The sequence below is a fragment of the Nonomuraea sp. NPDC059023 genome, from assembly GCF_042740095.1.
Taxonomy (GTDB): domain Bacteria; phylum Actinomycetota; class Actinomycetes; order Streptosporangiales; family Streptosporangiaceae; genus Nonomuraea.
This window is the reverse complement of sequence record NZ_JBHYIO010000002.1, coordinates 373,742-400,533: the sequence shown is the minus strand read 5'-3', so window position 1 is coordinate 400,533 and position 26,792 is coordinate 373,742. Positions and strand designations below refer to the sequence as shown.

Genomic DNA, 26,792 nt, shown 5'->3' with positions numbered 1-26,792 from the left:
GGTGGCACGGCGGCGCTTGGGTCAGCGGTGGCGCCCGGCGTCAGTTGCTGGTGGTCGGGCTTTCGATGGGGGCGCCGCGCTTGGCGATCGCCTCGGTGATCTCGCGGGCCAGGTCTTGTCCGGTCAGCCCGATCTGACCGAGGATCTTGGCGCGCTTGGCGTGGTCGAGGAAGCGCTGCGGGATGCCGTAGGAGCGGACGGGCACGTCCACGTCGGCCTCGCGCAGCAGCCGCGAGACCGCGTCGCCCACGCCGCCGACCTTGCCGTTGTCCTCGACCACGGCCACCAGCTTGTGGGCTCCCGCCGCCACCACCAGGGCCTCGTCGAGCGGCTTGACCCAGCGCGGGTCGACGACCGTGGCGGTGATGCCCTGGGCGTCGAGCAGCTTGGCCGCGTCCATGCAGATGTGCGCCATCGGGCCCACGCCGACCAGCAGCACGTCGGGCTCGTCCGAGTCGGCCACCCGCAGGAGGTCCATCTCGCCCAGCCTGCCGACCGGGTCGATCGTCTCGGCGAGCGCGCCCTTCGGGTAGCGCAGCACGGTCGGGCCGTCCGTGGTGGCGACGGCCTCGCGCAGCAGTTCGACGATGCGCTCGCCGTCGCGCGGCACCGCGATCCGCAGGCCGGGGACGACCTGCATGATGGACAGGTCCCACATGCCGTTGTGGCTGGCCCCGTCGTCGCCGGTGACGCCCGCGCGGTCGAGCACCAGGGTGACCGGCAGCTTGTGCAGGGCGACGTCCATCAGCAACTGGTCGAAGCCGCGGTTGAGGAAGGTGGCGTACACGGCGAACACCGGGTGCATCCCGCCGAGCGCCAGTCCGGCGGCGCTGGTCAGGGCGTGCTGCTCGGCGATGCCGACGTCGTAGATGCGCTCGGGGTACGCCTCGGCGAAGGCGGCCAGGCCCACCGGGTGGAGCATGGCGGCGGTGATGCCGACGATGTCGGAGCGCTCGCGGCCGAGCTTGACCATCTCCTCGCTGAACACGTCGGTCCAGATACGGGGCTTGGGCTTCTCCAGGCCGGTCGACTTGTCGAAGGCGCCGGGGCCGTGCATCTGGTCCTCGTCGTGGTTCTCCGCCGGGGAGTAGCCGCGGCCCTTCTGGGTCAGCGCGTGGACGATGACCGGGCCGCCGAAGTCGCGCGCCTTGCGCAGCGCGGCCTCCATGGCCTGCTCGTCGTGGCCGTCGATGGGGCCCAGGTACTTCAGGCCGAGGTCCTCGAACATCACCTGCGGGGCGATGACGTCCTTGACGCCCTTCTTGATGCCGTGCAGGGCGTCGTAGAGGACGGGAACGTTCCCGATCTTGTCCTTGACGAACTCCAGCATGTCCTCGTAGCGGCGGTTGACGCGCAGCGAGGACAGGTGGGAGGCGAGCCCGCCGATGGTCGGCGAGTAGGAGCGGCCGTTGTCGTTGACCACGATGACGACCGGGAGGTCCTTGATCGCGGCGATGTTGTTGAGCGCCTCCCAGGCCATGCCGCCGGTCAGGGCGCCGTCGCCGATGATCGCCACGACCCTGCGATCGCGCTCGCCGCGCAGCTTGAACGCCTTGCCGAGGCCGTCGGCGTAGGACAGCGCGGTGGAGGCGTGGGAGTTCTCGACGAAGTCGTGCTCGGACTCGGCCTGGCTCGGGTAGCCGGACAGGCCGCCCTCCTGCTTGAGCGCCTCGAAGCCCGCGAGGCGGCCGGTGAGCAGTTTGTGGACATACGCCTGGTGGCCGGTGTCCCAGATGATCGGGTCGCGCGGGGAGTCGAAGACCCGGTGCAAAGCGATCGTGAGTTCCACGACACCCAGGTTGGGACCCAGGTGTCCGCCGAAGCGCGCGCACGAGTCGACGAGCTGGTCGCGGATCTCCCCCGCGAGCCTCGGCAACTGCGCCGCCCCGAGCCTTCTGACGTCCTCCGGTCCCTTGATTGAGCTCAGCAGCCCGCTCACGGAATCAGCCCCTCCTGCTCGTGCTCGCCACTGCGCACGAGTCTAGTTCGTGCCCCCGGCGCTGACTGCATCGAGTCAAATCAGCCCACATTTGTCCGATCTTGACCTAGTCTTTCCCTCACTATGAACACTCTCCCCATGAGGAAACTCTCGTCACTCGTGGCCGCTGGGCTGGTGCTTGCTCTGGCGGGCGTGGGTACGGCGACCGCCGAAGCGAAGCCCGCCAACCAGGGGGCGCAGCTGCAGCAGGCAGCGCCGCCCCGTGGCAAAGCAGCCGCGACGGCGAACCCGCTCTACCGGACCGGTCGGCTCGCCGACTCCAACTGTTCCCCCGGCAGCCTGCCCCGTGGCAGCACCGCCGCCTACAAGCGCTTCCTGCAGCGCGTCACCAACTGCCTGAACGCCTCCTGGAGCAGCCAGTTCCGCAAGGCGGGCCTGTCGTTCAGCAAGCCGCGCCTGCGGATCATCACCAAGAAGGTCCGCACCGCCTGCGGCCCGTGGAGCTCGGGGGCCGACGGCCTCTACTGCTCGGGCGACCGCACGATGTACATGCTGATCACCAAGACGCAGCTCCGCAACCCGTACGCCCTGGGCATCACCCGCCTGATGGCGCACGAGTACGGTCACCACGTCCAGCAGATCTCCGGCATCTGGAACTACTACTGGGCGGCCCGCAACAGCTCGGGCAAGTCGATGCAGCTGCAGCTGTCGCGCCGCTCGGAGCTTCAGGCCGAGTGCTTCTCCGCGGTCTTCATGAACACCGTGGCCGACACCCTGCCCGTCAACCCGGACGAGTGGGACCACACGGTCGAGTGGTTCCGCAAGAACGGCCACAAGGCCTGGGCTCAGAACGACCACGGAAAGGGCTCCTCGCAGGCGGCCTGGATGAACCGGGGCTTCAACTCCGGCCAGGTGGGCTCGTGCAACACGTGGAAGGTCTCCGCCCGCTACGTCGCCTAGCCTGCTAGGCCCGAAATATCATGACATTGCGGCCCGTGCCCCTCGCGGCACGGGCCGCAATGTGCTTTACCAACGGCATATGCGCCAAATAAGGTGCCTTCTCATGCGTACCCCCATTTTGGCGCTCATTTCCGGCGCCCTGGCGAGCGTGCTGTTCACCGGTGTGGCCCACGCCGCTCCCCCCTCCTACTCACCGGTGCTGACCAAGAACCCGGTCTACAAGACAGGTGCGCTGGAGCTCAAGGAATGTGACGAGCAGCCGGTCCAGAGCGGGGACCTGGACGACGCCCGCGTCTACCTCGAGTTCCTCATGGACTGCCTGAACGAGTCCTGGAGCAGGCAGCTGGCCAAGAAGAACATTCCCTTCGCCAAGCCGGGCTTCGAGGTCATCGCCAAGCCGGGCGCGCGGACCTCGTGCGGCAAGTTCCCCGCGGGCGCCCAGGCCATCTACTGCCCGAAGAACAAGAAGATCACCTTCCTGCTCGACGAGGCGATCCTGGCCGAGCCGTTCGAGCTGTTCCTGATGGAGGTGCTGGCCCACGAGTACGGTCACCACATCCAGCAGCTCACCGGCATGCTGAGGATCGTCGACAACCTCAAGGGCAAGAGCAAGGCCCGCGTGTACGACGAGAGCCGCCGGGTCGAGCTGCAGGCCGAGTGCCTGTCGGGCGCGTTCATCGGCTCGGTCTGGCACTCGCTGGGCCGGCGCGAGTTCGACTTCCGCTACATCGTGAAGGTCGCCGAGAACGGCTACGACTTCCGTTCCCACGGCAAGGCCAAGAACATCGCCTGGTGGCTCAAGCGCGGCTTCGACGCCGAGTCCCCCAGCGCGTGCAACACCTGGGCGGCGCCGAAATCCCGGGTCTCCTAACCGGAGCGCCCCGAACTGGTCTAGGATCCGCGATCGTGCGACTTCCCCTTATTGCGGCATCTGTGTGCATGATCGCGGGTCTGACCATTTCCGGTACGGCCAGCGCCTCGGCAGAACCGGCGGCCGCCGTGCCGCCCGCCGTACTGACCCAGAACAAGATCTATCGCTCCGGCACCACGTCGGCGCTCTCGTGCGCCATTCCGGAGATCCGCCGGGGAAGCGCCGCCTCGCTCCGAGCCTTCCACACCGGGATGGCCCGGTGCGCCGACCGCTTCTGGACGGCCAGGTTCAAGGCCGCGGGGCTGCGGTACACGCCGCCGAAGATCCAGGTGACGACGGGCAGCCGGTCTGTCTGCGGGAAGATCACCAGCAACGGCGCGCAGTACTGCCCGCAGCAGCGCACGGTCGCCATCCGGATCATGAAGCGTGACCTGACCGACCCGTTCAAGATGAACATCGCGCACTCGGTCGCCCACGAGTGGGGACACCACGTCCAGCACCTCACCGGCATCCTGACCGCGCAGAACGCCATGTACTGGCGCGCGTCGGGCGGCGCGCGCACGATCCTCAGCCACCGCCTGGAGATGCAGGCCGAGTGCTTCGCCGGCGCCTTCTACAGCTCCACCCTCGAATCCATCGATCCGGGCATCACCTGGGACCAGTGGATGGAGTCGGTCAGCAGGGCCGGGGAGAGCAAGACCCACGGGCGGCCGGTCAATCTCGCCTATTGGCAGAACCGCGGGTACGGCGGCCGTTCGGCGCAGTACTGCAACACGTGGAAGGCGGGAAAGTCACGCGTTCTCTGAATGGCAATTGATTGTTAAGCAGGACGTATCACACTTTCTCCATGAGGTTCCCCCTTTATGCCGTGGTGTCAGTCCTCCTGGCCGGGGTGGCCCTGGCCGGTTCGACGGGCACCGCGGCCGCGTCCGCGTACCCGATCAAGAGTGCCGTCCTCACCCAGAACAAGATGTACCGGACCGGTGCGCTCGCGCCGGGCGCCTGCGTGGAGAAGCCGGTCGCGGCGGGGAGCGTCGCGCAGGCCAAGGCCTACGTGCGCACCGTCCACACCTGCCTCAACAAGGCGTGGCGCGCGCATTTCACCGGCGCGGGGCTGGCGTTCGGGCAGCCGTCGCTGACGTTCGTCACCAGGAAGGGCACCCGCTTCTGCGGCGAGAAGTGGGCCGACCAGGCGGGCAGCTACTGCGTCAAGACGCGGCGCTTCGCCATCAGCCTTGACGACAAGATGCTGGAGGACCCCTCCGATCTGTTCCTCATGGACGTGGTCGCGCACGAGTACGGTCACCACCTGCAGAACATCGCCGGCCTGCACCACGCCTACCTCTACGAGCCGTACCGGAGCAAGAAGGAGGAACTGGAGCAGACGCGCCGGTTCGAGCTCCAGGCAGAGTGCCTGGCCGGGGTCTTCATGGGCAGTGTGTGGGAGTCGCTGGACCGTACCGAGGACGACTGGGACTACCTGCTGGACATCGTCAAGAGCTCGGGCGACGAGACCACGAAGATCAAGGACCACGGCAAGGGCAGGAACCAGCGCTACTGGCTCGACAAGGGCTTCACCGCCGCCGCCCCGTCGGCCTGCAACACCTGGACCGCCCCCGCCTCACGGGTCGCCTAGGACGTCAGGACGCGCACAGCGCGCGGTCGATCAGGTCGCCCGACGCCTTCTCCTGCTTCAGCGACCGCTCGTCGCCGATCTGCGTGGACATGAAGACCACCACGCTGCGCCGGCCGTCGGCGCTCACGCCGGTGCGCGTCTTGTAGCCGTAGTCGTCGCCGCCGTGGTGCCAGTAGACGCCGCCGCAGGACAGCGGGCGCGAGCTGAGCCCGAGCCCGTAGCGCGCGCCCGGCCACACGGCCTCGTGGGCGGGCGCGCGCACGGTCTTCTTCATCTGCGCGAGTTGCTCGGCCGGCAGCAGCCTGCCGCCCAGCAGCGCGCGCAAGAACCGGCCGGTGTCGGCGGTGGTCGAGATCAGCCCGCCCGCCGCGTCGCCGTCGAACTTCGAGGTGAGGTCCACGGGCTTGGCCGGCGGCATGATGAGGTAGCCCCTGGCGTGCGGCTTGGGCACCTCGTTCGACGCGCCCGACCACACGGTACGGCTCAGCCCCAGCGGCCCGCTCACCCGGGCCGCCACCTCCTTGTGCCACGGCCGGCCCGTCGCCTTCTCGATGATCAGGCTGATGAGCAGGTAGCCCGTGTTGTTGTAGCGCCACTCGGCGCCCGGCCGGAACTCCGGCTCGTGCTTGACCGCCTTCGCCACGATCTCCGCCTCGGTGAAGCGCTCGTAGCGGTGCTCCAGGATCTCCTCGATCGAGGCGTGGCCCGGGTAGGCGTCGTACAGGCCGCTGGTGTGCTGGAGCAGCATGCGGAGCGTGATCGTGTTTCCGTCGTTGCCGTTGCCCTGGACGACGCCGGGCAGGAGCTTCTCCACGGTGTCGTCGAGCGACATCCTGCCCTCGGCGACCAGTTGCAGCGCCACGGTGGCCACGAACGTCTTGGTGGTGCTGGCGATCCGGCTGTAGCCGTCGGCGGGGACCGGGCGGCGCGTGCCGAGGACGGCCGTGCCCGCCGTGGCCACCAGGTCCCCGCCTCGGCCGGTGACTCTCGCCTGGACGCCGATCGTGCCCACGTCCTTGATGGCGTTGACGTCGCGTTGCAGGTCGGCTCTGCCGTACGCGGGGCGGGCGGTCGTGGCGGCCCCGGCGGGCAGCGCGACGGACATGACGGCCGCGGTGACGGCGGTGAACAAGATGTGGCGCATGAACTCTTCTCCGTGTCTGACGCTGGTGCATCCGACACTAGGAACGGGATCATGGCTTGTGATCGGCCGTGCGTCCGGTCTTGCCCTCGGCCAACGGGACGATCCGCCCGGGGTCCTGGCAACTTTGGATGCGCTCAGCCGCCCGCGCGGGCCAGGACTTCCAGCGGGTCGGCCAGCACGTGGGCGAAGGCCAGTTCCGCGGCGCCCACGAGGGTCGCGTCGTCGGCCAGCGCGGAGGTACGCAGGCGCAGCTTCTCCCGCTGGGGGGCCAGGGCGCTGACCGCCAGCCGGCTGCGCACCTGGGCGGCGGAGCCGAGGTAGACCTCGCGCAGCATGCCGCCGAAGATCACCATCTCCGGGTTGAACAGGTTGACCAGGTTCGCCACGCCCAGCCCCAGCCAGTCGCCGACCTGGCGCAGCGCCTCCTGGGCGACGATGTCCCCCCGGTCGGCGGCGTCGACCACGTTGCGTACCGCGTCGCGGCCCTGGTGGCCCTCCTCCGGGCTCCTGCCCGCGGCCTCCAGCAGGGCACGCTCCCCCACCTCCGCCTCCAGGCAGCCGCGGGAGCCGCAGGCGCACTGCCCGCCGCCCGGGTTGATCACCATGTGACCGATCTCACCGCCGTAGCCGTCGTGGCCGCCGAGCAGGTGGCCGCCGGCGATGATGCCGCCGCCCACGCCGACGTCGCCGTGCAGGTAGACCAGGTCGCGCACGCCCACGCCCACGCCGCGGCTGTGCTCGGCGAGGGCGGCCAGGTTCGCGTCGTTGCCCACGCTCACCGGCAGCCCGAAGGCGAGCCTCCTGCCCAGTGCCTCGCCGAAGGGCGCCTCGTCGGCGTGCAGGTTCGGGCCGAACCTGATCACGCCGTCGCTTCTGCGCACGCCGCCGGACACGGCGGCGCCCGCCCCGACGCAGACGGCGTCGTGGCGGGCCTTGCGCCGCATCTGCCGGGCCGCCGCGGCCAGGTCCCCGGTCAGCTCCGTCAGGTCGAACGGGCCGCGCCGCCGTACCGACTCCCGGCGGTCGAGTATCACCCCGCCCAGCCCGACGCGCGCGACGGCCAGCCGGTCGGGACCCACGTCGAAGGCGAAGACGTAGACGCGCGCCGACTCGGGACGCACCACCAGCGACGGCCGGCCCGCACGGCCCGTCTCGCGCGGCAGTTCCTCGCGCACCAGGCCCGCCGCGGTCAGGTCGGAGGTGAGCGCCATGATGGTGCTGCGGTTCAGGCCCATGCGCGAGGTCAGCTCGGCACGCGAGATCGGCCCGCCCAGATGGACATGGCGCAGCAGCGTGCCGAGGTTGTGCCGCCTGATGTCCTCCTGGGATGGCCCCGCCCGCATCACCTCAGACCCGCTGCGGCCGCCCGCCTGCGCGCCAGCGCGTCGACGCCCGCGGCCAGCAAGAGGACAGATCCGGTGACCAGGTATTTCACGCTGGAACCGTACTGCATCAGGCCCATGCCGTTTTCGATGACGGCCACCACGGCGCCGCCCAGCACGGCGTCGAGGACCCTGCCCTTGCCGCCGAACAGGCTCGTCCCGCCGATCACCGCAGCTCCGACGGCATACAGCAGGACCGTGCTGCCTCCGGTGTTCGGGTCGACGGAGTTGGCACGGGAGGCGGCGATGATCCCGCCGACCGCGGCCATCGAAGAGCAGATCACGAACGCGCCGACCTTGATGCGGTCGACGTTGATGCCGGCCCTGCGGGCCGCCTCCGCGTTCCCGCCGACCGCGTAGACATGCCGCCCGAAGGGCATACGGCGCAGCACGAACGTCCACAGGACCAGCAGCGCCAGGATGACCGGCACGACGATGGGCACGCCGGTGAGCGAGATCGTCAGCGGGTTGCGGCTGCGCTCCAGGTTCAGGACGTAGACGGCGAGACCGGCGAGGACCGCCAGGCTGCCGACCCGCGCGGCGATCAGCGAGAACGGGTCGGCCACCAGCCCGCGCGCGGCCCGCCGGCGGGCCCGGGTGAGCTGGATCGCCGCGTAGATCACCACGCCGGCCGCGTAGAGCGCCCAGCCGAGCGCGGGCGTCATGTTCTTGGTCGCGATGGCGACGATGACCGGGTCGGCGATGGAGATGTTGGTGCCCTCGTCCAGCATGATCAGCACCACGCCCTGGAAGGCGAGGAACGCCGCCAGCGTGACCACGAAGGACGGGATGCCGACCTTGGCCACCAGCGAGCCCAGGACCACCCCGATCGCCGAGCCGGTGAGGATGGCCGCGATCACCGCCACGTACCAGGGTTGCCCGAGGTCGGTGAGCGTCACGGCGAGCACCGCCGCGCAGACGCCGCTGGCGAAGCCGGCCGACAGGTCGATCTCACCCAGCAGCAGGACGAAGACCAGGCCCATGGCGATGACGGTCACCGCGGCGCCCTGGGTGAACAGGTTGGCGAAGTTGATGGCGGTCAGGAACGAGGGCCGGGCGATCGCGAAGACCGTGCAGAGCACGACCAGGCCGATGACGGCGGGCAGCGCGCCCATGTCGCCGCCGCGGACCCGCTCCCCGTAGGCGCGGGCGCTGTGCCCGATCGACGGCGCCTGCACCGCCGCGATGATGGCCTCTTTGTCCTGCACGAGCTTGCTCATGGCGCGATCCCCAGTTCTCCGCTGCGACCGGAGGTGATCAGTTCGACGACCTGCGCGTGCGTCACGTCGGCGGTGCGGACCTGGGCCGCCATCCTGCCGAGGTAGAGCGCCGCGATCCGGTCGGAGACGGCGAACACGTCGTTCATGTTGTGCGAGATGAGCACCACGGCCAGGCCCTGGTCGGCCAGCCTGCGCACCAGTTCCAGCACCTGGGCGGTCTGGGCGACGCCGAGCGCCGCGGTGGGCTCGTCGAGGATGACCACCCGGGAGTTCCAGAGCACCGCCTTGGCGATGGCGACGGTCTGCCGCTGGCCGCCGGACAGGCTGGCGACCTGCTGCCGGATGGATTTGACCGTGCGTACCGACAGGCCGGACAGCGTGCGCTCGGCCATCTCCTCCATCGTCGCCTCGTCCAGGACCAGGCCGCTGCGGCGTTCGCGGCCGAGGAACATGTTCTGGACGATGTCGAGGTTGTCGCAGAGCGCGAGGTCCTGGTAGACGATCTCGATGCCGAGCGCTCCGGCGTCGCGCGGGGTGCTCACCTGGACGTCGTCGCCGTCGAAGAGGATCCGGCCGGCGTCGACGGGATGGATGCCGCCCACGCACTTCACGAGCGTCGACTTGCCGGCGCCGTTGTCGCCGACCAGGGCGGTGACCTCGCCGGCGTAGGCGGAGAAGGCGACGTCGTGGAGCACTTGGACGGGGCCGAAGCTCTTGTCGAGGCCGCGTACTTCGAGAAGTGGGGTCGTCATGGGGCTCCCTCGGAGGAGGGTACGGCAGGCCGCCTTGTGGGCTGCTTGCCGTACCTTAAGCCGAAATTTCGGGATCTAGAGGGGGTTGGCTTAGCTGATTCCGGCTTCTGTGCACTTGGCGGCGAAGTCGCCGGTGCACAGTTCGTCCTTGGTCACGTAGCCGTCGGCCACGACGTCCTTGACGGTGTCGAAGGTGATGGGCTGGGGGTCGAGGAGTTCGGCGGGGACGTCCGCGCCGGTCTGGGAGTCCTTGACGGTGCCGCTCGCCGTCGGCTTCTCGCCCTTGGCCAGGGCTACCGCGAGCTTGGCCGCGGCGTCGGCCTCCTTCTTGACGGCCTTGTAGACGGTCATGCACTGGTCGCCGGCCAGGATGTTCTGCAGGCCCTGGACGGTGGCGTCCTGGCCGGTCACCGGGACCTTCCCGTTGAGGTTGTTCTTCTTCAGCACGGTGATGGCGGCGTTGCCGAGCCCGTCGTTGGCGGCCAGCACGCCGGCGATCTTCGGCTGGCTGGTGAGCATCTGCTCGAACAGCGTGCCGGCCTTGGTGTTGTCCCACTCGGGCACCGACTCCTCGGGGCCCTTCACGTACTCCCCGGCGTCGAACTTGGGCTTCAGGACGCCGTCGTAGCCCGCCTTGAACAGCGTCGCGTTGTTGTCGGTGGGCGAGCCGTTCAGGTAGGCGACGATGGGCTTGTCGGCCTTCTTCTCGGCCAGGCACTTGCTCAGGCCCTCGCCCTGCAGGGTGCCGACCTTGGTGTTGTCGAAGCTGACGTAGTAGGCGGCGTTGCCGCCGAGTGTGAGCCGGTCGTAGTCGATCGTGGGCACGCCCTGCGCCTTGGCCTTGTCGATGACGGTCTTGCCGGTGCCGCTGTCGAGGTTCACGATCATCAGCACGGTCGCGCCGTTGGTGATCATCTGGTCGGCGATGGTCTGGAACGCGGACTTGTCGTTCTGGGCGTTCTGGATGTCGAAGGCGACCCCGGCGGCCGTGAAGGCCTCTCCCAGGAACTTGCGGTCCGCCGTCTCCCAGCGGGCCGAGGACTTGCTGTCGGGCAGGATGACGCCGACCTTGCCGGGCTTGGCGGTGGCGCCTCCCGTCGTGGCAGTGGCGCCGGTGGTGCCGGTGGTCGTGCCGCTCTCGCCCCCGCAGGCGGCCAGACCCAGGATGAGCGCGGCGGCGCCCAGGATCCCCTTGCGCATGGCAGACCTCCCTGAATGTTGTTTGCGGCAACGTATTCCGCCGGGGACCTCTTGGGAAGGGGTCCTGAGGGCGGAGTTTGTTGTTCCGCATAACAATCGTGAAACGTGGGTCTTGCTCGGGTACGCGCTGTCGCGTTGTCTGGGCCCATGGACGATCACTGGGCCATCGGCGACCGCCTGGCCACCTACGCCTACGCGCTGGACAGCGGCGCCTGGGACCTGCTCGACGAGGTGTTCACGCCCGACGCCGTGCTCGACTACACCTCCGCCGGGGGGATCAAGGGGCCGTTTCCCGAGGTCAAAGCCTGGCTCGCGGACGTGCTGCCGCACTGGCCCGGCCGACTCCACCTGATCGGCGCCACCCGGGTCGCGGTGCGCGGGGACGCGGCGGAGGTCTCGGCCTCGTTCACCGACACGCTGGCGCCCAGCCGGGAGCTGGCCAAGCCGGCCGGGATCCTCCAGGGCGGCGGCTGGTACCACCACCGGATGGCCAGGACGCCCGCCGGGTGGCGGAGCCGGGAACTGGTGGAGGAGCAGACCTGGCGGACCATGCACTGAGACCCTCCCCTGTCCTAGGTCACGGGTGCTACGGTGAGCTCCGCCGTACCGGATAAGGGGGCATATGTTCGGGATTGTCCGGCCATGTCGGCACGGCATGTGCGGGGGGATGTTCAAGGACTGGCTGGGGCATCTGTGCGGTCTGTGCCTGGCCCTGCGCGACGAGCACGGGCAGGCGGCGCGGCTGGCGACCAACTACGACGCATTGCTCGTGTCGGTGCTGGCCGAGGCGCAGACGGACGCGCCCGCGCGGCGGCGTACCGCCGGGCCGTGTGCTCTGCGGGGGTTCAGGACGGCCGGGGTCGTGGAGTCGGAGGGGGCCCGGCTGGCCGCGTCCGTCTCCCTCATCCTGGCCGGGGCCAAGCTGCGCGACCACATCGCCGACGGCGACGGACCCTACCGGCGCCGGCTCGTCGCCGCGACCGCCGGGCGGCTGGCCGGACGCTGGTCCGGCGCGGGCGCCTCGACGGCCGCCGCCCTGTCCTTCGACCCCGCCCCGCTGACCGGCGCGGCCCTCGCCCAGGTGGAGCTGGAGCGGTCCGGCGGTCGTACGCTCGCCACGCTCACGGCGCCCACCGAGGACGCGGTGGCCGCCGCCTTCGCGCACACTGCGGTGCTGACGGGGCGGCCGGGCAACCGCGAGCCGCTCGTACACGCCGGGCGGGCCTTCGGGCGGCTGGCCCACCTTCTGGACGCCGTGGAGGACCTGGCCGAGGATCGTGAGCGGGGGGCCTACAACCCGCTGCTGGCCACCGGTACGGCGCTCGCGGACGCCCGTTCGCACTGTGAGCGCGCGCAGGCCGAGCTGCGGCAGGCCGTGGACGAGCTGGAGCTGCCCCGGCCCCGGCTGGCCACGGCGCTCCTGGTCCATGAGACGTCCCGGGCGATCACCCGCACCTTCGCCGAGACCACCGCGCCATCCGAGCCGCCGCCGCACTCGCCCCCTGAGCCTCATCCCCGCAAGCCGGATCCCGGCGGGCTGATCTCGCTGGCCTGTGCCGCCTTCTCCTGCTGCACCTGCGGGCTCTACCAGCCTCCGTGGGAGGAGGAGGACTCCCGGTGCACCACCTGCGCCAACTGCGGGGACGTCTGCTGCCATCTGCCCGACTGCTGCACGAACTGCGACTGTTGCTCGGACTGCGACTGCTGTTCCGGCTGCGACTGCTGCTCGGCCTGAACCGTCACCGCATCACGCTCTGCCCGATGAGCACCAGCGCGGAGACGGCCGCCACGATCAGGATCGCCGCGCGCACCTTCCCGCCGTCGAGGTAGCGCCGCAGCGGCCCCGACACGAGAAATCCGGCGATCATGGGTACGAGCAGCGCCGCCCCCGTGGCCAGCGCCTTGCCGGGCAACCGGTCCACGAAGGCCAGGACGGCCAGCGACTGGGCGGCGCTCAGGGCGAAGAACATGGCCAGTGTCGCCCGGATCTGCGGCCCCTTGGCGCTCTGGTACACCAGGCCCATGGGCGGGCCGCCGATGCCTGTGGCCGTACCGGTGACGCCGGAGACGAACCCGGCGGTGGCGAGCGTCGCGCCGTTGCGCGGCACGCTCAGCGCCCGCGCCGTCAGCCCCACCGCGATCAGCACCATCACGCCGACGAGCACACCGAGCGTGTGGGCCGACACGTAGACGACGACGAATCCTCCGATGACCGTGCCGGGCAACCGGCCGAGCACCGCGAACCCCAACCCCCGCCAGTCCACCTTGCGCCACTCGGCGGCCAGCGTGAACAAGGGCAACGTGAAGTTGACCACCTGGATCGCGCCGGGCATGACGCCGGGGTCGAGGATCGTGAGCACCGGCGCGGCGATCAGCCCCAGCCCGAACCCGACGCCTCCCTGGACGATTGCCCCGATGAAAACCGCCAAACTACCAATTGTCAGGACAAGCGCCAGTTCATTCATGCCGGAGAGTCAACCACCGCCCCGCCCGTCCCATCCCACCGCCCTGGTCACCGCTGAGCCCTATGATCCGTGTTTGTGCCCCTCATGCAGACCGTTGCCGTGCTGTCCGTACTGACCCTCACCACCGCCCCGGCCGCCGATCCGTGGGCGGGCACCGGCAGGCTCGCCGTCCAGTCGTGCGAGGAGCCCGAGCTGATCACCGGCGGGGTGGCGCGGCCCAGGGAGTATCTAGTCGCGATGGTGAAATGTCTGGATAAGGCGTGGGGCGGGCATTTTGCTCGAGCGCGGATGCCGTTCAGCAAGCCCAAGGTGCGCTACTTCGACGCGCCGCAGGATCGGATCTGCGGGTTCGACTGGCCGGACGGGACCGCCGCCTTCTACTGCCCGGGGCCGCGCACGCTGGTGTTCCCGCTGGCCGGCGACTGGATCGAGGGGCGGACCGATCTGCTGCCGCTCAAGATCGCGGCCCACGAGTACGGGCATCACCTGCAGAGCCTGACCGGCATCCGGGCCGCCTACGAGCGCGGCAAAGCCACCGCCGAGCGCGGGCGCCGCTACGAGTTGCAGGCCGACTGCCTGGCCGGGGTGTTCCTGGCCGGAGTGTGGCGGTCGCTGCCCCGGGACACGAAGGACTGGGCGGCCCTGGTCGAAACGGTACGGGCCAGCGGCGACGACCTCTACCGCACCCACGGCAGCGGCGCCAACCGCGTCTACTGGCTGAAGCGCGGCTTCACCGGCGCCCGGCCCGCCTCCTGCGACACCTGGTCGGCGGCGCGCTCCCGGGTGTCGTGACGGCCGGCCGTACCCCATGAGAAAGCCCCGCCGCGAGCGGCGGGGCCTTCTCGTGCGGGCTACTTGGCCAGCAGCGAGCGGAGCACGTACTGCATGATGCCGCCGTGCCGGTAGTAGTCGGCCTCGCCGGGGGTGTCGATGCGGACGACCGCGTCGAACTCGACGTCGCCGGCCTTCACGTGCACGGTCGGCGGGATGCCGCCGTCGTTGAGCGCCACGACGCCGGTGATCTCGAAGGTCTCCTCGCCGGTGAGCCCCAGGGACGCGGCCGAGGCGCCCTCCGGGTACTGCAGCGGCAGGACGCCCATGCCGATCAGGTTCGAGCGGTGGATGCGCTCGTAGGACTCGGCGATGACGGCGCGGACGCCGAGCAGCGCGGTGCCCTTGGCCGCCCAGTCACGCGAGGAGCCGGAGCCGTACTCCTTGCCCGCGAGGACGACCAGCGGCGTGCCGCTTGCGGCGTAGTTGACGGAGGCGTCGTAGATGAACGACACCGGCGCGCCGGCCTGGGTGAAGTCGCGGGTGTAGCCGCCCTCGGTGCCGGGGGCGATCTGGTTGCGCAGGCGGATGTTGGCGAACGTGCCGCGGATCATGACCTCGTGGTTGCCGCGGCGCGAGCCGTAGGAGTTGAAGTCCTTGACCGCGACGCCGTGCTCGTCGAGGTACTGCGCGGCCGGGGTGCCGACCTTGATCGCGCCGGCGGGCGAGATGTGGTCGGTGGTGACCGAGTCGCCCACCTTGACCAGCACGCGGGCGCCGGAGATGTCGGTGACCGGCTCCGGCTTGACCGGCATGCCCTCGAAGTAGGGGGCCTTGCGGACGTAGGTGGAGTCCGGGTCCCACTCGAAGGTGTTGCCGGTGGGGATCGGCAGCGAGCGCCACGTGTCGTCGCCCTTGAAGACGTCGGCGTAGTCGCGCTCGAACATCTCGCGGCCGATCGAGGAGTTGACGACGTCCGCGACCTCCTCGGGCGAGGGCCAGATGTCCTTGAGGAAGACCGGCTCACCGTCGTTGCCGACGCCGAGCGGCTCGGTGTCGAGGTCGAGGTCCATCGTGCCCGCGAGCGCGTAGGCGACCACCAGCGGCGGCGAGGCCAGGTAGTTCATCTTCACGTCGGGGTTGATGCGGCCCTCGAAGTTGCGGTTGCCGGACAGCACCGCGGTGACGGCCAGGTCGTTGTCCTGGACCGCCTGGGAGATCTCGGGGATCAGCGGGCCCGAGTTGCCGATGCAGGTGGTGCAGCCGTAGCCGACCAGGTTGAAACCGATCTTGTCGAGGTACGGCTGCAGCCCCGACCGCTCGAAGTACCCGGTGACGACCTGCGAGCCGGGAGCCAGCGAGGTCTTGACCCACGGCTTGCGGGTCAGGCCCTTGTCGACCGCGTTGCGGGCCAGCAGCGCGGCGCCCAGCATCACGTAGGGGTTGGAGGTGTTGGTGCAACTGGTGATCGCGGCGATGGTGACGATGCCGTGGTCGATCTCGAACGTGGTGCCGTCGGCCAGCGTCACCGGGCACGGCTTGTGCGGCCGGCCGTTCGCGCTCTGCGCGGGCGGGTCGGAGGCCGGGAAGCTCTCCTGGCCCGTCTCGTCGTCGGCGACGAAGTTGGCGACGTCGTGGCGCCAGGTGTCCTTGGCGGCCGACAGGGCGATGCGGTCCTGCGGGCGCTTCGGCCCGGCGATCGACGGGACGACCGTGGCCAGGTCGAGCTCGATGTACTCGGAGAACTCGGGCTCGGCGCCGTCCGGGTCGAGCCAGAGGCCCTGGGCCTTGGCGTAGGCCTCGACGAGCGCGATCTGCTCCTCGGAGCGGCCGGTGAGGCGCAGGTAGTTGGTGGTCTGGCCGTCGATCGGGAAGATGGCGCAGGTGGAGCCGAACTCGGGGCTCATGTTGCCGATCGTGGCCCGGTCGGCCAGCGGCACGGAGGAGACGCCTTCGCCGTAGAACTCGACGAACTTGCCGACCACGCCGTGCTTGCGCAGGATCTCGGTGATCGTCAGCACCAGGTCGGTCGCGGTGGCGCCGGCGGGGAGCTTGCCGCTGAGCTTGAAGCCCACGACGCGCGGGATCAGCATGGAGATCGGCTGGCCGAGCATCGCGGCCTCGGCCTCGATGCCGCCGACGCCCCAGCCGAGGACGCCGATGCCGTTCTCCATCGTGGTGTGGGAGTCGGTGCCCACGCAGGTGTCCGGGTAGGCCTTGCCGTCGCGCGTCATCACCACGCGGGCCAGGTGCTCGATGTTGACCTGGTGCACGATGCCGGTGCCGGGCGGGACGACCTTGAACTCGTCGAAGGCGGTCTGGCCCCAGCGCAGGAACTGGTAGCGCTCGCGGTTGCGCTCGTACTCGCGATCGACGTTGCGCTGGAAGGCGTCGGGGTGACCGAAGAAGTCGACGATGACGGAGTGGTCGATGACCATCTCGGCCGGGGCCAGCGGGTTGATCTTCGTCGCGTCGCCGCCGAGCTCGCGTACGGCCTCGCGCATCGTGGCCAGGTCGACGACACAGGGCACGCCGGTGAAGTCCTGCATGATCACGCGGGCCGGCGTGAACTGGATCTCGACGCTCGGCGCGGCCTTCGGGTCCCATCCGCCCACGGCGCGGATGTGGTCGGCGGTGATGTTGGCGCCGTCCTCGGTGCGGAGGAGGTTCTCCAGCAGGATCTTCAGGCTGTACGGCAGGCGCGCCGAGCCCTCGACGGCGTCCAGCCGGAAAATCTCATACGACGCGTCGCCGACGCGTAGCGTGTCACGGCTGCCGAAGCTGTTCGCGGACACGGTGAATCGCCTCCTCGGTGGACCAAATACTCAGTCAAATCCTGCCGCACCCGGGGACCGGACAAGACGTTAGGTAACCCTAACCCGCAGGTTGCAGCGGATATCTCGACATCAAGATATCCCTAAAGTATCTCGACATCAAGTTAAACCGCGCTCACAGGGGCGCGAGCCGCCAGAACAGCAGCCCGACGATCGCCACCGACAACACCGGCGCCAGGATCTTCTGCTCGAACTTCTTGCCCGTCTTGATCCCGATCTTCCACGGCAGCACCCACCGGGCAGCCAGCGGCCACAGCACCGGGCACCCCCTCTCGGTCATGCAGTCGCCCACGACGTGGACGAAGCACCCGATCCCCACCGCCAGCCCCAGCCACGCGTAACCGACCCCGAGCGACATGAACACGACGAACAACCCCGCGGTCAGGCCGATGTTCACCATCGCCGAGCCGGTCTTGTTGCCGGGAATGCCGATGCCGATGGCTCGCAGGGCCAGGCCGATCAGCAGGACGACCATGATGTCGCGCCCGATCGGGTACGTGTTCGCCAGCCAGTGCGCCCCGAACCCCACCGCCACCGCGAACGCCAGCGAGTGCGTCATCCCCCGGTGCCCGCCGCTGATCCAGGCGACCACCTTCGACAACGCCCACGTCACCGGCCCGAACGTCTGGGCGATGGTCGCGCTCGGATGGTCGAGGTCGGGCAGCATCGCCGCCCCCGCGCACACCAGCGCCCCGGCGATGAGCTCGGACGGCGTCAGCGCGCTGGCCATGATCCCGGTCTCGATGAACCGGCTCGACTCGTTCAGCAACGGCAGCGCCGCGAACGCCGGCGCCAGTCCCAGCCACGCGATCGCTCCGGTCATCGCGTGCGAATGCCCCATCATGCGAAGATCACAAAGAGTTACTGTAATGCAAAATCCCGCTCTGGCGGAGGTATCCCCAAGGCCACTGGCGCTCCAGAAAGTCCGCCAGAACCGGCGAAGCCGCCCCGCCCCGCCCACTCCGGCTCGCAGCACTGAGCATCGACCAATTCACATGAGCCCTGTTCACATTTCCGGAATCTTGGGGTTACTTGTGAGTATCACTCACGACTGCCGGAGGTACCCCCCAATGCGCTTACCCCTGGCCCTGCTGGCGGCACTGACCGTGCTCGTCACACCGGCCCAAGCCCAGGCAAGCACCGCCAACCCCCTCCCGCCCCACCTGGAGACCATCCGCAAGGCCGAGGCGATCAAGCTCTACGGCGACGACGCCATCCGCCCGCTGCCCCAGCGCAAGACCTCCCTCGCCGCACTCGGCGACAGCGAGATCTCCGGTGAGGGCGCCGTAGACCGCTCCCTCTACGAGCCCGGCACCGACGGCCCCGACAACTGGTGCCACCGCTCCACCAAGGCGGCGGTGCACGTCACGCAGATCCCCGCCGACGTCACCTACAACCTGTCCTGCTCCGGCGGCGCGACCAACGACATCACCATCGGCGGCACCCACCAGTACGAGGAGCTCAACCAGGGCGAGAACCTGTCGATCAAGGCCCGCAACACCCGGATCAAGATGATCACCGTGGTGGCCGGCGCCAACGACGGCGGCGGGCCCGAGTTCGGCCCCACGATGACCGACTGCGTCACGCGCCGGATCCTCTTCCAGGGCAACTGCTGGCCGAACCAGGACCCGACCTGGCAGCAGCGCGTCGACTTCATCGTCCCGCGCGTGGCCAAGGCGCTGACCGACGTCAAGCAGATCATGGCCGAGGCCGGGTACGCCCCCGGCGACTACCAGCTCGTCGCCATGTCCTACCCGGGCCCGGCCAGCCCCGACGTCGAGGACAACCCGAACTTCCCCGGCTGGTACAACGGCGGCTGCCTCGGCTACCTGTCCGACCTGGCCTTCGCCCGCAACAAGGCGGTCCCGATCTTCGAGCAGGGCATCCGCGCCGCCGCCCAGCAGGCCGGCGCGCGCTACCTGGACGCCAGCCGCCTCTTCCACGGCACCGAGCCCTGCCAGGACACCACCTGGGTGACCGGCCTGCACGCGGTCAACGGCGACTTCTTCAACCCGAACGCGGTCCGCCAGTCGTTCCACCCGAACACCTCCGGGCACGCGGCGTTCGGCGCCTGCCTGACCCAGTTCTTCAACGCCGGCACCAACGCGGCCACCTGCATGAACCCGGCCGGCTCGCTGAGCCCGCGGCTGTACGCGGGACTGCCGGAGTTCAAGCAGCTCAGGCATGCGGCGACCGGTACCTGCGTGGACGTGGAGGGCAATTCCTCGCGCAACGGCCGCAAGCTGCTCAACTGGCCGTGCGAGGCCACCAGGAACCAGGCGTTCTGGTACGACCCGTCCACCCAGGCCGTCCACTCCCAGCTCTCGCAGGACCGGTGCGCCGACATCAACGGCGGCAACCTGGTGGCCGGCACCGCCGTACAGGTGTGGAACTGCAACGCGAGCCCGGCGCAGCGCTGGACCTTCGACGGCGCGCGCCTGCACGCGGCCGGAGCGCCGTCGCTGTGCGCCACCTTCCCGGGTACGGCCCGCGCCCTCGGCGACGGAATGGTCCTGGCTCCGTGCGACGGCGGCGACCAGCGCCAGGTGTTCACCTGGGAGGCCAAGACGGCGGTCGTCTACCAGCAGCTGAAACTGTCGGGCAAGTGCCTGGACGTGCCGGGAACCAAGCCGGCGAGTGGCGCGAACCTGCTGCTCTACTCCTGCGACGGCAGGGCTGACCAGTTCTGGGGGTTCAACACGGTCTCCGGGCAGCTGCACAACCTGGCCGACCCCGGCCTGTGCGCCGATGTCGAGGGGGGCACGGTGGACCAGGGCCGGCCGGTGCAGGTGGCGAACTGCTCGGCGGCGATCGGCCAGTACTCGGCCTCGATGCGCTGGAACCTGTCCGGCGGGGGCTATGCCTCCCGCAAGGACCCGTCATGGCTGATCGGCGCGGCGGGCTCGGCCGACAACACGCCGGTGACCTTGCAGAGGACGGGATCCTGGACCCCGGGCGAGAGCCGCAGGCCCGACCCGTGGAAGTTCATGACCGTCGACATCTACTGAAAACCCACTGAAACTTACGGAAAACGCAGACGAGGTCGTTTCCAGCGGCGACAGCACCCCCCAGCCCTGCCGACGCGGAACGACCTCGTCTGCTCTAGATAACGGCCGTCTTTCCCGTGCTGTTCCCGGATTCCGCAACTTTTTCGTGATCTGTCTCACTCTCGGCCAGTGCGGCCGGGGTGACCGCCCGGAAGAAGGGCACCACGATCACCAGAGCGAACGCGGCGAACACCGCGAAGGCCACCCGGACCCCGGCGAACTGGGCGACGAGCCCGGCCACGAGGGAGGCGACCGGCATCGCCCCGTAACCCAGCATGCGCCCGGCCGCGGTGTAGCGGCCGAGCAGCCGGTCCGGCACGACGCGCTGCGCGATCGTGCGGGAGTTGACCGTCCACAGCGTGCCGCCCATGCCGCCCACGAAGGCGGTGACGCCCACCGCCCACGCCACGGGCAGCACGGCCGGGACGAGCAGCATGAGGAACGTCCCGGCCAGGTCGGCGAACAGGGCCCAGCGCACGCCCAGCAACCGGTTGATCAGCGCGACCGTCAGGGCCCCGGCCAGGCCGCCAAGGCCGATGGCGCTGATGAGCAGGCCGTATCCGGCCGCGTCCAGCCGGAGCTCCTGGATCGCGTAGATCGGCAGCAGCGCCAGCCAGGCCGCCCAGCTCGCGCCGAGCACGGTGACGGCCAGGTTGAGCGTGCGCAGGAGCCGGTGGTTCCACAGGAAGGCGAGCCCCTCGCCGATCTCGCCGCGGACCGACGTCCGGCCGGACGCGGGCGCCGCCACGGCGCGGAAGCGGCCCACGAGCAGCGCGAGCAGGACGGCGCCCAGCGCGAAGCCGGCTCCCGCCGAGCCGAGCGCCACCGACAGGCCGATCCCGACCAGCAGGCCGCCGACCGCGGGACCGGCGAACTCGTTCATCAGCGTCTCGGCCCCGGCGATCCAGGCGTTGGCGCGGGTGAGCCGCCTTGCCGGTACGGCCGCGGGGACCAGGGCGCCGATCGCCGCGCTGGCGACCACCTCGGCGACGCCCAGCGTGAGACCGGTGGCGTACAGGAGGGGAATGGACAGCCAGCCGGCCAGCGCGGCGGCGAGCAGGACCCCGACGGCGCCGAGGCGGACCAGGTTGGCCACGACGGCCAGCCGCCGCCGGTCGCCGCGGTCGGCGAGGACGCCCGCGTGCAGCGAGACCAGCAGCCACGGCAGGGTCAGCGTCACGCCCACACCGGTGATCAGCGCCGGTGAGGAGGTCAGCCCCACCGCGGCCATCGGCAGGGCGATCCGGCCGATGCCGTCGGCCAGGTTCGTGACCGCGGTGAACCCGACCAGGGCGCCTTCGTTTCTCATTCCAACCACCTATCGCATTAGAAGGTTAGATATTAACCGTCTAGGTGGTTAGATGGAAGGCATGATGGAACCGTCTTCCGCGACCCTTCTCATCGAGGCGTTCGCGAACACGATCGACGTCGAAGAGGGCACCGATCTGCTGTCCGAGCCAGGCGGGCTGCGGAGCTGGCTGGCCGCCCACGGCCTGCCCGGCAGCGTGGACGAGCGCGCCTTCCAGCAGGCCAGGCTGCTGCGGGCGGGGCTCAGGGAACGGCTGCTCGCCAACAACGGCGAGGAGCCGGACGAGCGGGCCATCGCCAAGGCCGAGGAGGTACTCGACTACCTGCCGGTGACGGTGAGCCTTCGCGCCGAGGCGCCGCTGCGAGCGGAGGGACCGCTGGCGGCCATCGCCGCCGCCTGGGCGAACACCGCCGCGACCGGCGAATGGCAGCGGCTGAAGAGGTGCCCGAACCACGCCTGCGCCTGGGTTTTCTGGGACGGGACGCGCAGCCGTACCCGGAAATGGTGCTCGATGCGGGTGTGCGGAAACCGGGCGAAGGTGCGCGCGCACGCGGAACGGCAGCGGACGACGTAGGCTTGTCATCGACCGGTTGTCGATATATCTTTGAAGCATCGACAGCATTCGACGATAGGAGCACGACATGTCTTCCGCACAAGCGTCAGGTGGCCCTTGGCCCGACGCACACGAGATCAAGCGCGCCGCCCGTGAGGCGATCAGGAACATCTCCGAGGCCTTCGAGCAGGGCGCCGAGCACCACCACCGTCATCGGGGCGGCGGTCCGCACGAGCACCGAGGCCGCGGCAGGCGCGGCGGTCCCGGCCCGTTCGGCTTCGGTCCCGGCGGCCCCTGGGGCCAGGGCGGTCCCTTCAGCGGGGGCCGCGGCGGCTGGGGCGGCTGGGGCGGCCGGCCCCGCAAGGCCAAGCGCGGCGACGTCCGTTCCGCCATCCTCGCCCTTCTGGCCGAGGAGCCCCGCAACGGCTACCAGATCATCCAGGAGATCGCCGAGCGCAGCGAGGGCGGCTGGAAGCCCAGCCCCGGCGCCGTCTACCCGGCGCTCCAGCAGCTCACGGACGAGGGCCTGGTCGTCGCCGACGAGAGCGAGGGCCGCAAGACCTTCCGCCTCACCGACGCCGGCCGCGCCTACATCGAGGAGCACGCCGACGAGGTACGCGCCCCGTGGGACGAGATGCGCCCCGACATTGACGACAACACCGCAGATTTGTGGGATATCGCCCGCCAATCCGCCTTCGCCATGATGCAGGTATTGCAGACTGGCAGTGAGGCGCAGATCCGCGAGGCCCGCAAGGTGCTCACGGAGACGCGCCGCAAGCTCTACCAGATCCTGGCAGACGGCGACCCTGGCGAGGAGTGACCTGAGTGGACGCGCACGACCTCCGGATCGGCGATGCCGAGCGTGAGCGGACGATGGCTTCCCTGCGCGAGCACTTCGCGCAGGGCCGCCTGAACCATGAGGAGCTCGACGAGCGACTCGACCGCACGCTGGCCGCCCGCACCGCACGCGACCTGACCGCGATCACCGCGGACCTCCCCTCCTCGGAGTACGGCTACGCGCCACCCGCTCCGGTCAAGGAGGGAGCCTGGGACGACCGGCACGCCTACCACGACATGATGCGCGCCCACCGTGACCAACTGCGCGAGGCGCGTCACCAGATGCACGACGCGCACCGGCAGTGGCATGACATGCGCCACAAGATGCGGCACCAGGGCCGCACCCACCACCATCACGGACCGGGGCCGATGGTGCCGTTCCTGGTGGTGTTCGGGATCGTCGCCATGATCGTGGGCGGCTTCGGGGCACTGAAGTTCGTGCTGCTCTTCGCGATCGGCGCGATGATCTTCAGTTCCATCCGCCGCGCGGCCATCCGCCGGTCCCTACGCTGACGCGCCGGGCTCCCCGCCCGGCGCCAGCGACTCCCTCAGCCTGCGCAGCTCGGCCGCGATCGCGTCGAGGGTCCAGTGCGCGTTCAGCCCGCTCGGGTTGGGCAGCACCCACACGGGCGTGTCCGCGATCTTCCGCTCCTGCGCCCCCATCGTCGCCTTGGGTACGGCGAAGGCCGTGCGAAAGGCCGACACCCCGAGCACGGCCAGCGTTCTGGGCCGGTGCTCGCTCAGCAGCGCCGCCAGCCGTACACCCCCCTGCGCGAGCTCGGCCCGCGACAGCTCTGCGGCCTTCGCGCTCGCTCTGGGCACGATGTTGGTGATCCCCAGCCCGTAGGACGGCAGCAGGTGCTGCTCGGCCGGCGCCAGCAGGCGCGGCGTGAACCCCGACAGGTGCAGCGCGGGCCAGAACCGGTTGCCCGGCCGGGCGAAGTGATGCCCGGTGGCCTCCGACATGAGCCCGGGGTTGATGCCGCAGAAGAGCACGTCGAGATGGGGGCCGAGCACGTCGTCGATCACAGCGGCGAGATTAGCCCATGTCTTCGAGCTTGCGGCCCTTGGTCTCCTTGACCCACTTGGTGACGAAGAGGAAGGACAGGACGGCGAACGCGGCGTACATCGCGTAGGTGAACGGCAGGTTCCACTCCGACAGCGCCGGGAACGAGACCGTGATCAGCCAGTTCGCGATCCACTGGGCCGCGGCGGCGACGCCGAGGGCGGCGGCGCGGATCCGGTTCGGGAACATCTCCCCCAGCAGCACCCAGACCACCACGCCCCAGGACAGGGCGAAGAACAGCACGAACACGTTGGCGGCGACCAGCGCGATCGTGCCCTGCGGGTTCGGCAGCGTGACCGCGCCGCCGACCGTCTGGGCCGCGCTGAACGCCCACGCCGCCGTGCCCAGCGAGATCGCCATGCCCGCCGAGCCGATCAGCAGCAGCGGCCGGCGGCCGATCCGGTCGACCAGCGAGATGGCGATGAACGTGCCGATGATGTTGATGACCGAGCTGGAGAAGCTGATCAGCAGCGAGTTGCTCTGGTCGATGCCGACCGACTGCCAGAGCACCGACGAGTAGTAGAAGATCACGTTGATGCCGACGAACTGCTGGAACACCGACAGGATGATGCCGATCCAGACGATCGGCAGCAGGCCGAGCGCCCGGCCGCGCAGGTCCTTCATCGTCGGGCGGGCCTCGGTCTTCAGCGAGTGCTGGATCTCGGCCACGCGGGCGTCCAGGTCGATGTCCGGGCCCTCGACCTCGGCCAGCACCTTCCGCGCCACCGTCGAACGTCCGGCCGCGATCAGGTAGCGCGGCGACTCGGGGATGGTGGAGGCGAACAACAGGTACAGCAGCGCCGGCACCACACACGCGCCCAGCATCCACTGCCACGCCTGCAGGCCCCACAGCGGGTTGTTCACGTCGCCGCCGGCCACCCGCGCCAGCACGTAGTTGACCAGCTGCGACACCGCGATGCCGAGCACGATCGCCAGTTGCTGGAACGACCCGAGCCGCCCCCGGTAGGCGGGCGGCGCCACCTCCGCGATGTACGTCGGCCCGAGCACCGAGGCCATGCCGATCGCCACGCCGGCCAGCACCCGCCAGAACGCCAGGTCCCAGATCGCGAACGGCAGCATCTGGCCGATGGAGCTGATCGCGAACAGCGCCGCGGCGACCTGCATGGTGCGGGTCCTGCCCCACCGGTCGGCCAGCCCGCCGCCGACCCACGCGCCGATGGCGGAGCCGAGCAGCGCGATCGCCACCACGAAGCCGGTCTCGACCGAGCCGACCTGGAAGTGTTTCTGGATGCCGGTGACGGCGCCGTTGATGACGGAGCTGTCGTAGCCGAACAGGAAGCCGCCGATGGCGGCCGCGGCCGTGATGAAGACGACGTGCCCCAGGTTCTCCTGCTGCGACTGCGGTGTGGCCATGTTTCCGGACGTACCCGGAGATTGATCAATAAACGGCTCCACTTAGGCAAAGAGAGGGAGCTACGGCACTTTGGCGGCGCGGACCCCTCGGATTTGGCCCAATAAGAAAGAGGGAAAGCGGCGCTTATGCCGGGCTAAGTCTGGCGATTAACGTACCTGCATGTCACGGATCGTCCCGCCCGCCGGGCCTGCCCGGACCCTCGCGCTGGCACAGCTCACCAACTCCCTCGGCGACGGCGCCTTCTACGCCACCTCCGCGCTGTTCTTCACCCGGGTCGTCGGGCTCTCGGCCGCGCAGGTCGGCGTGGCGCTGACCGTGGCGTGGGCCTGCGGCATGCTGGCCGGGGTACCGCTGGGACACGTGGCCGACCGGTGGGGACCGCGGCGTACCGCCGTCGTGCTCGCGGTGGCGACCGCGCTGGCCCTCAGCGCGTTCCTGGTGGTGCGCGCCTACCCGCTGTTCATCCTCGTGGCCTGCCTGTACGCCTGCTGCCAGGGCGGACTGACTTCAGCCAGGCAGGCGCTGCTCGCCGGCCTGGTGCCCCCGGAGGAGCGCACCGCCGTCCGCGCCCACCTGCAGTCGACGCTGAACGCCGGGCTCGCGGTGGGCGCCGGAATCGGCGGGCTGGCGCTCTCCTTCGACACCGCGCCCGCCTACCTGGCCGTCTTCGCCCTGGACGCCGTCGCCTTCCTGCTGGCCGCACTCATGCTGCGCCGCCTGCCGGAGGTGCCCCCGGTCCCCGCCGCTCCGGCCGGGACCCGCGCGCCACGCCTGGCCGTCCTGCGCGACCGCCCGTACGCGCTGATCACCTTCCTCAACGCGATCATGTACCTGAACATGCCGCTGCTCAGCCTCGGCCTCCCCCTCTGGATCGTCGAACGCACCGACGCCCCCAAACCCGTCGCCGCCGCGCTGCTCGTGGTCAACATGCTCTCGGTGGTGATCTTCCAGGTACGGGTGGCCCGCCAGGTGACCGACCTCCCCAGCGCCGCCAGGGTGGGGGGCCGATCCGGCTGGGTCTTCCTGGCCGCCTGCCTGGTGTACGCGGTGTCCGGCGCCAGCATCGGCCCGTGGGCGGCAGTGGCGGTGCTGGTGAGCGCCGCCCTGATCCAGGTGTTCGGCGAGATGATGCAGGGCGCCGCCGCCTGGGAACTCGGCTTCGCCCTGGCCCCGGCCGACAAGCAGGGCCAGTACCAGGGCTTCTTCGGCATGGGCCCGCAGATCGCCCGCATGCTGGGACCGGTGCTCATGACCACGCTGCTGATCGGCTGGGGCACGGCGGGCTGGCTCGTCCTGGGCGTCTTGTTCCTGACCGCCGGCCTGGCCCTGGGCCCCGCCATCCGCCACGCCCAGCGCACCCGCCAACCCCTCCCCGCCCACCCCTGACCCACAGTGAGGGTCAACCTCCCGGGTCCAGAGGTCCCGGAGAGT

At 69.9% G+C, this 26,792-nt stretch carries 24 protein-coding genes; 12 read left to right on the top strand and 12 right to left on the bottom strand.

Annotated elements, in window-relative coordinates; translation table 11 throughout:
• Positions 1–40: 40 nt before the first annotated feature.
• Positions 41–1,939, bottom strand: coding sequence for a 1-deoxy-D-xylulose-5-phosphate synthase (gene dxs, locus ACFWYW_RS05185; RefSeq protein ID WP_379613875.1), 1,899 nt, complete (start codon positions 1,937–1,939; stop codon positions 41–43).
• Between the two features lie 138 nt (positions 1,940–2,077).
• Between dxs and ACFWYW_RS05180 the strand changes: the two genes are divergently transcribed.
• From ACFWYW_RS05180 to ACFWYW_RS05165, 4 genes are all read left to right on the top strand, one after another.
• On the top strand, positions 2,078–2,899 hold the full coding sequence (locus ACFWYW_RS05180; RefSeq protein ID WP_379613877.1) for a neutral zinc metallopeptidase: 822 nt from the start codon (positions 2,078–2,080) through the stop codon (positions 2,897–2,899).
• A 103-nt stretch (positions 2,900–3,002) separates the two neighbouring features.
• Positions 3,003–3,770, top strand: coding sequence for a neutral zinc metallopeptidase (locus ACFWYW_RS05175; protein ID WP_379613879.1), 768 nt, complete (start codon positions 3,003–3,005; stop codon positions 3,768–3,770).
• A 68-nt stretch (positions 3,771–3,838) separates the two neighbouring features.
• The gene (locus ACFWYW_RS05170) at positions 3,839–4,576 is read left to right on the top strand and encodes a neutral zinc metallopeptidase (protein ID WP_379613881.1); all 738 of its coding nucleotides are present in this window, start codon (positions 3,839–3,841) and stop codon (positions 4,574–4,576) included.
• 41 nt (positions 4,577–4,617) lie between these two features.
• On the top strand, positions 4,618–5,406 hold the full coding sequence (locus ACFWYW_RS05165) for a neutral zinc metallopeptidase (RefSeq protein WP_379613883.1): 789 nt from the start codon (positions 4,618–4,620) through the stop codon (positions 5,404–5,406).
• 4 nt (positions 5,407–5,410) lie between these two features.
• On the opposite strand, the gene ACFWYW_RS05160 is transcribed toward ACFWYW_RS05165, so the two are convergent.
• From ACFWYW_RS05160 to ACFWYW_RS05140, 5 genes are all read right to left on the bottom strand, one after another.
• The gene (locus tag ACFWYW_RS05160; RefSeq protein ID WP_379640914.1) at positions 5,411–6,550 is read right to left on the bottom strand and encodes a serine hydrolase domain-containing protein; all 1,140 of its coding nucleotides are present in this window, start codon (positions 6,548–6,550) and stop codon (positions 5,411–5,413) included.
• A 134-nt stretch (positions 6,551–6,684) separates the two neighbouring features.
• On the bottom strand, positions 6,685–7,893 hold the full coding sequence (locus ACFWYW_RS05155; RefSeq protein ID WP_379640912.1) for an ROK family protein: 1,209 nt from the start codon (positions 7,891–7,893) through the stop codon (positions 6,685–6,687).
• On the bottom strand, positions 7,893–9,152 hold the full coding sequence (locus ACFWYW_RS05150; protein WP_379613893.1) for a sugar ABC transporter permease: 1,260 nt from the start codon (positions 9,150–9,152) through the stop codon (positions 7,893–7,895). Before ACFWYW_RS05150 ends, ACFWYW_RS05155 begins: the two co-directional genes overlap by 1 nt.
• Positions 9,149–9,904 carry an ATP-binding cassette domain-containing protein gene (locus tag ACFWYW_RS05145; RefSeq protein ID WP_379613895.1) on the bottom strand — a complete coding sequence of 252 codons (756 nt, stop codon included), beginning with the start codon at positions 9,902–9,904 and terminating at the stop codon, positions 9,149–9,151. Before ACFWYW_RS05145 ends, ACFWYW_RS05150 begins: the two co-directional genes overlap by 4 nt.
• Positions 9,905–9,994: 90 nt before the next feature.
• Positions 9,995–11,104: a sugar ABC transporter substrate-binding protein gene (locus tag ACFWYW_RS05140; RefSeq protein ID WP_379613897.1), complete on the bottom strand. Its 1,110-nt coding sequence runs from the start codon at positions 11,102–11,104 to the stop codon at positions 9,995–9,997.
• A 147-nt stretch (positions 11,105–11,251) separates the two neighbouring features.
• Here ACFWYW_RS05140 and ACFWYW_RS05135 point away from each other — a divergent pair, with 147 nt between their 5' ends.
• Positions 11,252–11,662: a nuclear transport factor 2 family protein gene (locus ACFWYW_RS05135; RefSeq protein WP_379613899.1), complete on the top strand. Its 411-nt coding sequence runs from the start codon at positions 11,252–11,254 to the stop codon at positions 11,660–11,662.
• Between the two features lie 64 nt (positions 11,663–11,726).
• Positions 11,727–12,839 carry a DUF5685 family protein gene (locus tag ACFWYW_RS05130; protein ID WP_379613901.1) on the top strand — a complete coding sequence of 371 codons (1,113 nt, stop codon included), beginning with the start codon at positions 11,727–11,729 and terminating at the stop codon, positions 12,837–12,839.
• Positions 12,840–12,843: 4 nt separating this feature from the next.
• On the opposite strand, the gene ACFWYW_RS05125 is transcribed toward ACFWYW_RS05130, so the two are convergent.
• On the bottom strand, positions 12,844–13,533 hold the full coding sequence (locus tag ACFWYW_RS05125) for a sulfite exporter TauE/SafE family protein (RefSeq protein WP_379613903.1): 690 nt from the start codon (positions 13,531–13,533) through the stop codon (positions 12,844–12,846).
• Positions 13,534–13,653: 120 nt separating this feature from the next.
• On the opposite strand from ACFWYW_RS05125, the gene ACFWYW_RS05120 reads away from it, so the two are divergent.
• Complete coding sequence (locus ACFWYW_RS05120) at positions 13,654–14,361, top strand: neutral zinc metallopeptidase (protein ID WP_379613943.1); 708 nt, start codon at positions 13,654–13,656, stop codon at positions 14,359–14,361.
• Positions 14,362–14,420: 59 nt separating this feature from the next.
• On the opposite strand, the gene acnA is transcribed toward ACFWYW_RS05120, so the two are convergent.
• Positions 14,421–17,135 (bottom strand): aconitate hydratase AcnA, encoded by a 2,715-nt coding sequence (acnA, locus tag ACFWYW_RS05115; RefSeq protein ID WP_379613905.1) that lies wholly within the window; start codon positions 17,133–17,135, stop codon positions 14,421–14,423.
• A gap of 154 nt (positions 17,136–17,289) precedes the next feature.
• Positions 17,290–18,018 carry a metal-dependent hydrolase gene (locus tag ACFWYW_RS05110; RefSeq protein WP_379613907.1) on the bottom strand — a complete coding sequence of 243 codons (729 nt, stop codon included), beginning with the start codon at positions 18,016–18,018 and terminating at the stop codon, positions 17,290–17,292.
• 226 nt (positions 18,019–18,244) lie between these two features.
• On the opposite strand from ACFWYW_RS05110, the gene ACFWYW_RS05105 reads away from it, so the two are divergent.
• The gene (locus ACFWYW_RS05105; protein WP_379613909.1) at positions 18,245–20,182 is read left to right on the top strand and encodes a ricin-type beta-trefoil lectin domain protein; all 1,938 of its coding nucleotides are present in this window, start codon (positions 18,245–18,247) and stop codon (positions 20,180–20,182) included.
• Positions 20,183–20,276: 94 nt separating this feature from the next.
• On the opposite strand, the gene ACFWYW_RS05100 is transcribed toward ACFWYW_RS05105, so the two are convergent.
• On the bottom strand, positions 20,277–21,530 hold the full coding sequence (locus ACFWYW_RS05100) for an MFS transporter (protein ID WP_379613911.1): 1,254 nt from the start codon (positions 21,528–21,530) through the stop codon (positions 20,277–20,279).
• Between the two features lie 52 nt (positions 21,531–21,582).
• Here ACFWYW_RS05100 and ACFWYW_RS05095 point away from each other — a divergent pair, with 52 nt between their 5' ends.
• From ACFWYW_RS05095 to ACFWYW_RS05085, 3 genes are all read left to right on the top strand, one after another.
• Positions 21,583–22,104, top strand: coding sequence for a CGNR zinc finger domain-containing protein (locus ACFWYW_RS05095; protein ID WP_379613913.1), 522 nt, complete (start codon positions 21,583–21,585; stop codon positions 22,102–22,104).
• Between the two features lie 67 nt (positions 22,105–22,171).
• The gene (locus tag ACFWYW_RS05090) at positions 22,172–22,903 is read left to right on the top strand and encodes a PadR family transcriptional regulator (protein ID WP_379613915.1); all 732 of its coding nucleotides are present in this window, start codon (positions 22,172–22,174) and stop codon (positions 22,901–22,903) included.
• Between the two features lie 5 nt (positions 22,904–22,908).
• The gene (locus ACFWYW_RS05085) at positions 22,909–23,433 is read left to right on the top strand and encodes a DUF1707 domain-containing protein (RefSeq protein WP_379613917.1); all 525 of its coding nucleotides are present in this window, start codon (positions 22,909–22,911) and stop codon (positions 23,431–23,433) included.
• Here ACFWYW_RS05085 and mug read toward each other — a convergent pair.
• Positions 23,425–23,949 (bottom strand): G/U mismatch-specific DNA glycosylase, encoded by a 525-nt coding sequence (mug, locus tag ACFWYW_RS05080; RefSeq protein WP_379613919.1) that lies wholly within the window; start codon positions 23,947–23,949, stop codon positions 23,425–23,427. The genes ACFWYW_RS05085 and mug overlap by 9 nt on opposite strands.
• A gap of 10 nt (positions 23,950–23,959) precedes the next feature.
• A complete protein-coding gene (locus tag ACFWYW_RS05075) occupies positions 23,960–25,360 on the bottom strand; it encodes a sugar porter family MFS transporter (protein WP_379613921.1) in 1,401 nt (466 codons plus the stop codon).
• 160 nt (positions 25,361–25,520) lie between these two features.
• Here ACFWYW_RS05075 and ACFWYW_RS05070 point away from each other — a divergent pair, with 160 nt between their 5' ends.
• Entirely contained in the window at positions 25,521–26,747 is a 1,227-nt protein-coding gene (locus ACFWYW_RS05070; RefSeq protein WP_379613923.1) for an MFS transporter, read from the top strand.
• Positions 26,748–26,792: the final 45 nt, after the last annotated feature.

Coding starts and splice junctions, on each gene's coding strand:
- ACFWYW_RS05180 (WP_379613877.1), top strand. CDS start 2,078: ATGAGGAAACTCTCGTCACTCGTGGCCGCTGGGCTGGTGCTTGCTCTG.
- ACFWYW_RS05175 (WP_379613879.1), top strand. CDS start 3,003: ATGCGTACCCCCATTTTGGCGCTCATTTCCGGCGCCCTGGCGAGCGTG.
- ACFWYW_RS05170 (WP_379613881.1), top strand. CDS start 3,839: ATGATCGCGGGTCTGACCATTTCCGGTACGGCCAGCGCCTCGGCAGAA.
- ACFWYW_RS05165 (WP_379613883.1), top strand. CDS start 4,618: ATGAGGTTCCCCCTTTATGCCGTGGTGTCAGTCCTCCTGGCCGGGGTG.
- ACFWYW_RS05160 (WP_379640914.1), bottom strand. CDS start 6,550: ATGCGCCACATCTTGTTCACCGCCGTCACCGCGGCCGTCATGTCCGTC.
- ACFWYW_RS05155 (WP_379640912.1), bottom strand. CDS start 7,893: ATGCGGGCGGGGCCATCCCAGGAGGACATCAGGCGGCACAACCTCGGC.
- ACFWYW_RS05150 (WP_379613893.1), bottom strand. CDS start 9,152: ATGAGCAAGCTCGTGCAGGACAAAGAGGCCATCATCGCGGCGGTGCAG.
- ACFWYW_RS05145 (WP_379613895.1), bottom strand. CDS start 9,904: ATGACGACCCCACTTCTCGAAGTACGCGGCCTCGACAAGAGCTTCGGC.
- ACFWYW_RS05140 (WP_379613897.1), bottom strand. CDS start 11,104: ATGCGCAAGGGGATCCTGGGCGCCGCCGCGCTCATCCTGGGTCTGGCC.
- ACFWYW_RS05135 (WP_379613899.1), top strand. CDS start 11,252: ATGGACGATCACTGGGCCATCGGCGACCGCCTGGCCACCTACGCCTAC.
- ACFWYW_RS05130 (WP_379613901.1), top strand. CDS start 11,727: ATGTTCGGGATTGTCCGGCCATGTCGGCACGGCATGTGCGGGGGGATG.
- ACFWYW_RS05120 (WP_379613943.1), top strand. CDS start 13,654: ATGCAGACCGTTGCCGTGCTGTCCGTACTGACCCTCACCACCGCCCCG.
- ACFWYW_RS05110 (WP_379613907.1), bottom strand. CDS start 18,018: ATGATGGGGCATTCGCACGCGATGACCGGAGCGATCGCGTGGCTGGGA.
- ACFWYW_RS05105 (WP_379613909.1), top strand. CDS start 18,245: ATGCGCTTACCCCTGGCCCTGCTGGCGGCACTGACCGTGCTCGTCACA.
- ACFWYW_RS05100 (WP_379613911.1), bottom strand. CDS start 21,530: ATGAGAAACGAAGGCGCCCTGGTCGGGTTCACCGCGGTCACGAACCTG.
- ACFWYW_RS05095 (WP_379613913.1), top strand. CDS start 21,583: ATGGAAGGCATGATGGAACCGTCTTCCGCGACCCTTCTCATCGAGGCG.
- ACFWYW_RS05090 (WP_379613915.1), top strand. CDS start 22,172: ATGTCTTCCGCACAAGCGTCAGGTGGCCCTTGGCCCGACGCACACGAG.
- ACFWYW_RS05075 (WP_379613921.1), bottom strand. CDS start 25,360: ATGGCCACACCGCAGTCGCAGCAGGAGAACCTGGGGCACGTCGTCTTC.
- ACFWYW_RS05070 (WP_379613923.1), top strand. CDS start 25,521: ATGTCACGGATCGTCCCGCCCGCCGGGCCTGCCCGGACCCTCGCGCTG.